At 75.0% G+C, this 7,361-nt stretch carries 8 protein-coding genes and 1 tRNA gene; 5 read left to right on the forward strand and 4 right to left on the reverse strand.

Annotated features, from left to right (window positions below; translation table 11 throughout):
- Positions 1-835: HesA/MoeB/ThiF family protein (locus ACZ6H8_RS13745; protein ID WP_464147453.1), on the reverse strand; the 835-nt coding region annotated here is incomplete at its 3' end.
- Positions 836-953: 118 nt separating this feature from the next.
- Here ACZ6H8_RS13745 and ACZ6H8_RS13750 point away from each other — a divergent pair.
- From ACZ6H8_RS13750 to moaA, 5 genes are all read left to right on the forward strand, one after another.
- Positions 954-1,346, forward strand: coding sequence for a TOBE domain-containing protein (locus tag ACZ6H8_RS13750; RefSeq protein WP_464147454.1), 393 nt, complete (start codon positions 954-956; stop codon positions 1,344-1,346).
- 2 nt (positions 1,347-1,348) lie between these two features.
- Entirely contained in the window at positions 1,349-2,155 is an 807-nt protein-coding gene (modA, locus tag ACZ6H8_RS13755; protein WP_464147455.1) for a molybdate ABC transporter substrate-binding protein, read from the forward strand.
- Positions 2,156-2,175: 20 nt separating this feature from the next.
- The gene (locus ACZ6H8_RS13760) at positions 2,176-2,991 is read left to right on the forward strand and encodes an ABC transporter permease (protein ID WP_464147456.1); all 816 of its coding nucleotides are present in this window, start codon (positions 2,176-2,178) and stop codon (positions 2,989-2,991) included.
- Positions 2,988-4,259: an ABC transporter ATP-binding protein gene (locus tag ACZ6H8_RS13765; protein WP_464147457.1), complete on the forward strand. Its 1,272-nt coding sequence runs from the start codon at positions 2,988-2,990 to the stop codon at positions 4,257-4,259. Before ACZ6H8_RS13760 ends, ACZ6H8_RS13765 begins: the two co-directional genes overlap by 4 nt.
- A 121-nt stretch (positions 4,260-4,380) precedes the next feature.
- Positions 4,381-5,460 carry a GTP 3',8-cyclase MoaA gene (moaA, locus tag ACZ6H8_RS13770; protein ID WP_464147458.1) on the forward strand — a complete coding sequence of 360 codons (1,080 nt, stop codon included), beginning with the start codon at positions 4,381-4,383 and terminating at the stop codon, positions 5,458-5,460.
- A gap of 57 nt (positions 5,461-5,517) precedes the next feature.
- Here the strand turns inward: moaA and ACZ6H8_RS13775 are convergent.
- From ACZ6H8_RS13775 to ACZ6H8_RS13785, 3 genes are all read right to left on the reverse strand, one after another.
- Positions 5,518-5,588 (reverse strand) — tRNA-Gly (locus ACZ6H8_RS13775).
- A 62-nt stretch (positions 5,589-5,650) separates the two neighbouring features.
- Positions 5,651-6,226 carry a hypothetical protein gene (locus ACZ6H8_RS13780; RefSeq protein WP_464147459.1) on the reverse strand — a complete coding sequence of 192 codons (576 nt, stop codon included), beginning with the start codon at positions 6,224-6,226 and terminating at the stop codon, positions 5,651-5,653.
- On the reverse strand, positions 6,219-6,902 hold the full coding sequence (locus ACZ6H8_RS13785; RefSeq protein WP_464147460.1) for a TetR/AcrR family transcriptional regulator: 684 nt from the start codon (positions 6,900-6,902) through the stop codon (positions 6,219-6,221). The genes ACZ6H8_RS13780 and ACZ6H8_RS13785 overlap by 8 nt, the downstream gene beginning before the upstream one ends.
- Between the last annotated feature and the right edge of the window lie 459 nt (positions 6,903-7,361).

Consider the following 7,361-nt stretch of genomic DNA (forward strand, 5'->3'; position numbering starts at 1 on the left):
GGGGGATGGTGTGCGGGGTCGACGGGTGCGCGGTCGGCGGGTGCTGCCACGCGGCGTCGGCGGGGACGCCTGCGGCTCGCAGCGGCACCTCGGTCTGCTGCCCGCGCAGCGCGTCGATGACGACGACCCTGCCCAGCAGGGGCTCGCCGATGCCCGCGACGAGCTTCACGACCTCGAGCGCCATGAGCCCGCCGACCTGCAGGCACAGCGCGCCGAGCACGCCCACCTGCGCGCACGAGGGCACCTCGCCGACGCGGTCAGGCGGATAGAGGTCCGAGAGCGTCACGGCGGGCACGCCGGCGGGCGGCGCCGACCACAGCACCGTCACCTGCGCGTGGAACTCCTGCAGCACGCCCCACACGAGCGGCACGCCGAGCCGCTCGCACGCCGCCGCGACGACCGCACGCGTCGCGAACGTGTCGGTGCCGTCGACGACGACGTCGGCGCCTGCGAGCAGCGCGTCGGCAGTCTCCTCCGTGAGCCGCTGCTGCACGGCGCGCACGTGCACCTCGGGTGCGAGCCCCGCTGCGACGCGCACCGCCGAGGCCGTCTTGGGGGCGCCGACGTCGTCATGGCGGTGCATGACCTGGCGCTGCAGGTTCGAGGCCTCCACGACGTCGTCGTCGACGACCGTGATGGTGCCGACGCCCGCGGCGGCGAGCGCGAGCACGACGGGGGATCCGAGCCCGCCCGCGCCGACGACGGCGACGTGCGCGGCCGCGAGCCTGCGCTGGCCGAGCTCGCCGAACCCGGCGAGCACCGCGTGGCGCGCCGTGCGCTCGCGCTCGGCGTCGGACAGCGCCGCGACCGGCTCGACGAGCGGTGGCAGAGGCATGCGCTCAGGCTATGCGGTCGGATGGCGTCGCACGCCCGGCAGCCGACAGGGATGCGATCGATGCGCAGATGCGGCGAGACACGCCGGTGGCAGCCGCATCTGCGGGTACGGTGGCGACATGACGACGTTCCGCATCGCAGAGGCAGCGCGCCTGCTCGGCGTCAGCGACGACACCGTGCGCCGCTGGGTCGACCACGGCACCCTGCCGACGACGGGCGACAGTCCCGCCGCCATCCCCGGGTCGGCGCTGGCTGCGCACGCCGTCGAGGTGGCGCACGCCGCATCCGACCCCTCCGACCGCCTCTCGAGCGCGCGCAACCGCTTCGTGGGCCTCGTGACGCGCGTGCAGCGCGACGGCGTCATGGCGCAGGTCGACATCCAGTCGGGGCCCCACCGCGTCGTCTCGCTCATGTCGGCCGAGGCCGTCGACGAGCTGGCCCTCGAGCCGGGCTCGCTCGCCGTCGCCGTCGTGAAGGCCACCACCGTCATCGTCGAGGCGCCGAGGGACTGAGCATGCGCGCACCTCGCGTCACCCGGCTCGGCCTCGCAGCCGTCGGCATCCTCGCGCTCGCTGGCTGCGCAGGCGGCTCGGACGCCGACCCGACGGCGTCGGCGGCGACGCCGTCCGATGCCGCAGCCCCCGAGCTCTCCGGCGAGCTGACGATCGTCGCCGCGGCATCCCTCACGGCCGCGTTCGACGAGCTCGCCACGCGGTTCGATGCGCAGCACCCCGGCGTCGACGTGGCGCCCGTGTCGTTCGACGGCTCGTCGACGCTCGCCACGCAGCTCGTCGAGGGCGCGCCCGCCGACGTCTTCGCCTCCGCCGACGAGGCGAACATGGCGCGCGTCGTCGACGCGGGCCTCGCGAGCGGCGCCGCGCCGTTCGCGACGAACACCCTCGTGCTCGTCGTGCCCGCCGGCAACCCCGGCGGCGTCGAGGGGCTCGCCGACCTCGCCGACCCCGACCTCGCGGTCGTGCTGTGCGCCCCCGAGGTGCCGTGCGGCGCCGCGTCCGAGACCCTGCTGGCGAACGCGGGCGTCGAGGCATCCGTCGACAGCGCCGAGCAGAGCGTCACCGCCGTGCTCACGAAGATCGCGACCGGCGAGGCCGACGCTGGCCTCGTGTACGTCACCGACGCCGCGACGACCGACGACGTCGAGACGATCGAGACCGAGGGCGCGGACGACGTCGTGAGCACCTACCCGATCGTCGCGCTCGACGACGCCGCGAACGCGGAGGTCGCCGATGCGTTCGTCGCGTTCGTGCTCGGCGACGAGGGCCGCGCCGTGCTCGAGCAGCTGGGCTTCGGCGCACCGTGACCTCGACGCGGACGCGAACGGTGCCATCACGGCGCGAGGCCCCCGCACGGGGCTTCGTGCCGCAGGTGCTGCTCGTGCCCGCCGTGCTGGGGCTCGCGCTGCTCGTCGTGCCGCTCGCCGCGCTCGTCGGCCGCGTCGACTGGTCGACGCTCGTCTCCGACGTCACGAGCCCCGCCGCGCTGTCCGCCCTCTCGCTGTCGCTGCGCACCGGCGCGGTCGCGACGCTGCTGTGCGTCGTGCTGGGGGTGCCGCTCGCCCTCGCGATCGCGCGCGCAGGCGCCCGGACGGCCGCGCTGCTGCGGGCGCTCGTGACCGTGCCGCTCGTGCTGCCGCCCATGGTCGGCGGCGTCGCGCTGCTGTTCCTGCTGGGACGCACCGGCTGGCTCGGCCCGCTGCTGGCGGAGTGGGGCATCCGCATCCCGTTCTCGACGACGGCCGTCGTGCTCGCGCAGACGTTCGTGGCGCTGCCGTTCCTCGTGCTCGCCGTCGAGGGATCCCTGCGCTCGACAGGCGTCGCGTACGAGGAGACCGCGGCGGCCCTCGGCGCCGGCCGATGGCGCATCCTCGTGCGGATCACGCTGCCGCTCGCAGCCCCGGGCCTCGTCGCGGGCGTCGTGCTGTGCTTCGCGCGCGCCGTGGGCGAGTTCGGGGCGACGGCGCTGCTCGCAGGCAACGCGCCGGGCACGACGCAGACGATGCCGCTCGCGATCTACTCGGCGTTCAACGGCGGCGGGGTCGGACAGGGCACCGCCGTCGCGCTGTCGCTGCTGCTGCTCGCGACGGCCGTGGGCGTGCTGCTGCTCGTGCGCGCATGGCGGCCGGGGGCCGTGCGATGACGCGCAGCCGCCACGCGGAGCGGGGGGCGGTCGAGGAGCGCGGCGGCGTCGACGAGCACGTGGGCGACGCTCATGTGGTCGACGCCCACGTGGTCGTCGAGCGCGACGGCTTCGTGCTGGATGCGTCGATCGTCGCGTCGGCGGGGGAGGTCGTGGCCGTCATGGGGCCGAGCGGCGCCGGCAAGTCCACGCTGCTCGCGGCGCTCGCGGGCCTCGCGCGACCCACGGGCGGACGCATCCGCATCGGCGACCGCACCGTCGACGAGCGCGGGCGTCGCAGCGCGCACGTGCCGCCCATGCGGCGCGGCGTCGTTCTGCTGGGGCAGGAGCCGCGGCTCTTCCCGCACCTGAGCGCGCGCGACAACGTCGCCTTCGCGCTGCGCACCCACGGTGCGCGCAGGGTGGACGCCGTGGAGGGCGCCGAGGCGTGGCTCGACCGCGTCGGCCTCGCGGGCGCCGGGGCCCGACGACCCGCGGCGCTGTCGGGCGGGCAGCAGCAGCGCGTCGCCCTCGCGAGGGCCCTCGCGGCCTCGCCGCGCGCCGTGCTGCTCGACGAGCCCCTCACGTCGCTCGACGCCGAGACGGCCGCCGACATCCGCACGCTGCTCGCGGCGCAGCTCTCCGCGAGCGGCACGACCGCGATCGTCGTGACCCACGACGCCGTCGACGCGGTCGCGCTCGCCGACCGCCTCGTCGTGCTCGAGGACGGCGTCGTGACGCAGCAGGGCGCGACGCGCGACGTGCTGTCGACGCCAGGCACGCGCTTCGCCGCCTCCATCGCGGGCCTCAACCGGCTCGTGGGCGTCGCGAGCAGCGGCGCGTGGACGAGCGTTCGTGGCGACGTGCGCCTGCCTGCGGGCGACGCGTCGTCGGCGGATGCCGTGGCGCACGACGGCGCCGCGGTCGCCGCCGTGCTGCCGCCGTCTGCCGTGCACCTGCGGCCGGTGGGGGAGTCTCCGGCGGCGCACGAGGCCGGGGGCGTCGGATGGCTCGCGCGCGTCGTGCGGCTCGAGGCGACGCTCGGCGGCGTGCGCGTCGTCACGGTGCCGCAGCGCGACGGGCCGCAGCGCGACGGGCCGCAGCGCGGCGATCCGCAGCGCCTCGCGCCAGATCGCGCGGCGCCCGCCGCGCACGCCGGCGAGGCGGATCTCGCGGAGACCGTGGCGGCGGAGCTGCCCGTCTCGGCCGTCGCCGACCTCGCGCTCGTCCCCGGCGCATCCGTGCGGCTGCGCATCGATCCGCGACACGTGCGCCTGCTGCGCATCTGAGGCATCCGGACCCCGACGGCGTCGCGGATCGCGCATTGTGCCGGCGGCGGAAGTGCGCGGGCACCCGCCGCTGCGCCCAGCCTGCGGGGTACGGTCGAGGCGTGGACCAGGAGCAGCCCTCGTGACCGTGACGCCCGTCGTCATCGGCAGTCGGCCGCGCCCGCTCCCGGACGGCGACGACGCATCCGGGCCGCTCGTCGACGGCTTCGGCCGCGTGCACCGCGACCTGCGCATCTCGCTCACCGACCGGTGCTCGCTGCGCTGCACGTACTGCATGCCCGAGCAGGGCATGGAGTGGCTGGCACGGTCGAGCATCCTCACGCTCGACGAGATCGAGCACGTCGCGCGCGTCGCCGCCGCCGCGGGCATCACGACGCTGCGACTCACCGGCGGCGAGCCCCTGCTGCGCCGCGACATCGTCGACGTCGTGCGCACGTTGAGCGGCATCGTCGGCGCCGACGGCCAGCCGCTCGAGCTGGCGATGACGACGAACGGCATCCGCCTCGCCGAGCTGCTGCCGGACCTCATGGACGCGGGGCTTCGGCGGCTGAACATCTCGATCGACACCATCGACCGCGAGCGCTTTGCGTCGCTCACCAGGCGAGATCGTCTCGACGACGTGCTGGAGGGCATCCGTGCCGCGCAGGCCTCTGGGCTGCGGCCGCTGAAGCTCAACGCCGTGGCGATGCGCGGCGTCAACGACGACGAGCTCGTCGACCTCGTCGAGTTCGCCGTCGCGCACGACGCGCAGCTGCGCTTCATCGAGCAGATGCCGCTCGACGCCGGTCACACCTGGGATCGCGCGACGATGGTCACGCGCGAGGAGATCCTCGCAGCGCTCGAGGCGCGATGGGATCTGACGCCCGTCCCCGGTCGCGGCGGCGCGCCCGCGGAGCGGTGGATGCTCGGCAGCACGAGCGCGGACGGCGAGCCGCACACCGTCGGCATCATCGCCTCCGTCACCGCCCCCTTCTGCGGCGACTGCGACCGCCTGCGGCTCACGGCAGACGGGCAGCTGCGCAACTGCCTCTTCTCGTCGAGCGAGTACGACCTGCTGCCCGTGCTGCGCGGCGAGGACCCGAGCGACGCGGCGATCGACCGCGTGCTGCGCGCGTGCATCCGCGGCAAGCTGCCCGGCCACGCGATCGACGACCCGAGCTTCCTGCAGCCCGCGAGAGGCATGAACGCCATCGGCGGCTGAGGCCGGCCCGCCCGCGCATGCTGCGACCGGTCAGGTCGGCGGTGGGGGCGACGGCCGAGGGGGTGACGGGAATCGAACCCGCGCCACCAGTTTGGAAGACTGGAGCTCTACCATTGAGCTACACCCCCGGCGCCAGCGCGGCGATGCTGCGCGGCGTCTCCACGGTACACGCTCCGGCGGGCGCCGGCGGTCAGGATCCCGCGCGCTGCACCCCTCCATCGCGGCGATCGAAGCGAAGGATCGCGCACCGCTTCGCACCCCACCGGGCAGCCACGGCTGCGACGATCCCGTACGCCACCGTCGTCACGAACCAACCGCCGCCGGACCCGCCCGCCGCGCCCGACTCGCCGAGGCCGGTCATCACGAGCGCGAACAGCCAGCAGCCGAGCGCGCCGAGCGCCGCGAAGACGATCAGGTGCAGCCACTCGGCCCGCACGCGACGCAGGATCGTCGCAGCGAGCGCTGCCACGGGCACCCCGTATGCGGTGAGCACCGGTGCGCCGGAGAGCACCGCGAACCACCCGAACACCGCGCCGTACGTGGGCGAGCCTCCCGGACCGAGCCCGGTGACGACGCCGTGCACGACGCCCACGACGAGCAGCGCGCCGATCCCGATCGCCCATCCGACGCCGAGGTCGAGCCCGGTCCATGCGTTCGCACGCGGGTCGCCGACGCCGTAGCGAGCGTCGAGATCGGCGCGCCCATCGGTCGTCGCGTGCGCGTCGTCGCCGTCGTACGCATCCTCGTGCCAGGCATCGTCACGCATCGTGGAGTCCTCTCGCGAGCTCGGCGAGGGCCAGCACGCGCCTGGCCTGCCCGCGCAGCACGGGGAGCCGACTCGCCCGCGCCAGGTCGTCGACGAGCGGCACCGCCTCGGCGACGAGCGCTCGCGTGCGGCGCTGGCCGTCGCTGCGGTCCATCGACCACGCCAGCATGACCGCCATGAGCGCCGCCCACAGCAGCTCGGGCAGGGCGGCGAGCACCTCGGCGTCGGCGCGCAGGTCGGAGCCTGCGACGACGACGCGGAAGACGTCGATCGCGCGCTCGCGCGTCGCAGCGCTCGCCGCGCCGAAGGGGCTCGTCGCCGAGGCGGGGTCGAGGGAGGCGCCGAGCATCTCGACCGCGACGCCATGGTGCGGCGCGATCTCGTCGAGCGCGATCGTGAGCACCGTCGCGAGCCGTGCGGCGAAGCGGCGCTCGTCGCCGAGCTCGACGGCGGCGCGTGCCGCGATGCGCTGCGTCACGGCGTCGTAGACGAGGTGCACGAGGTGCGCCTTCGACGGCACGTAGAGGTAGATCGTGCCGGGTGCGACGCCCGCCCGCTCTGCGATGCGGCGCATCGACGCCCCTGCGTAGCCGTGCTCGGCGAGGGTGGCGAGCGCGGCGTCGACGACCCTGGCTCGCGTGCGCTGGCCCTTGGTTCCCTCTGGCTCCGCCGTCATGCCACGACTGTATCTGAACGTGTTCAGTTCGGCATCCGGCCATCGCTTCGGCACGTACGACGACGGGGTCGGCCCGAATGCCGACCCCGTCGTGGATCCCGTGTCGATCCGATGACGCGCGTCATCGCATCGGGAGTGGTTCGGCACCGTCGCCGACGCGGATTGCGATGGAGGCGACGTGGGGGAGGCGCGATGCGGGGCGGCGCCCATCCGTGCGCGGCGTCGCTCCGAACGTCATGCAAGCCGAGGAGGCGAGATGCTCGACGTCCAGGGAGCGACCAGGGGATGCAGCCCCATGGTCTCACCCCGCCGAGCACCGATCCCCGGCATCACCTCCGGGTGACCTTGGACGCGCGGCGGGGGTGTCATCCGTCCTCGCACCCCCGCCGTGCTCACGACCGCAGAGGGCCGTGCGCGCGCCGTCCGCCCGCGCTACAAAGGCGGCGTGACGCGTTCGGC

This window comes from Agrococcus sp. AC640b (assembly GCF_979255995.1).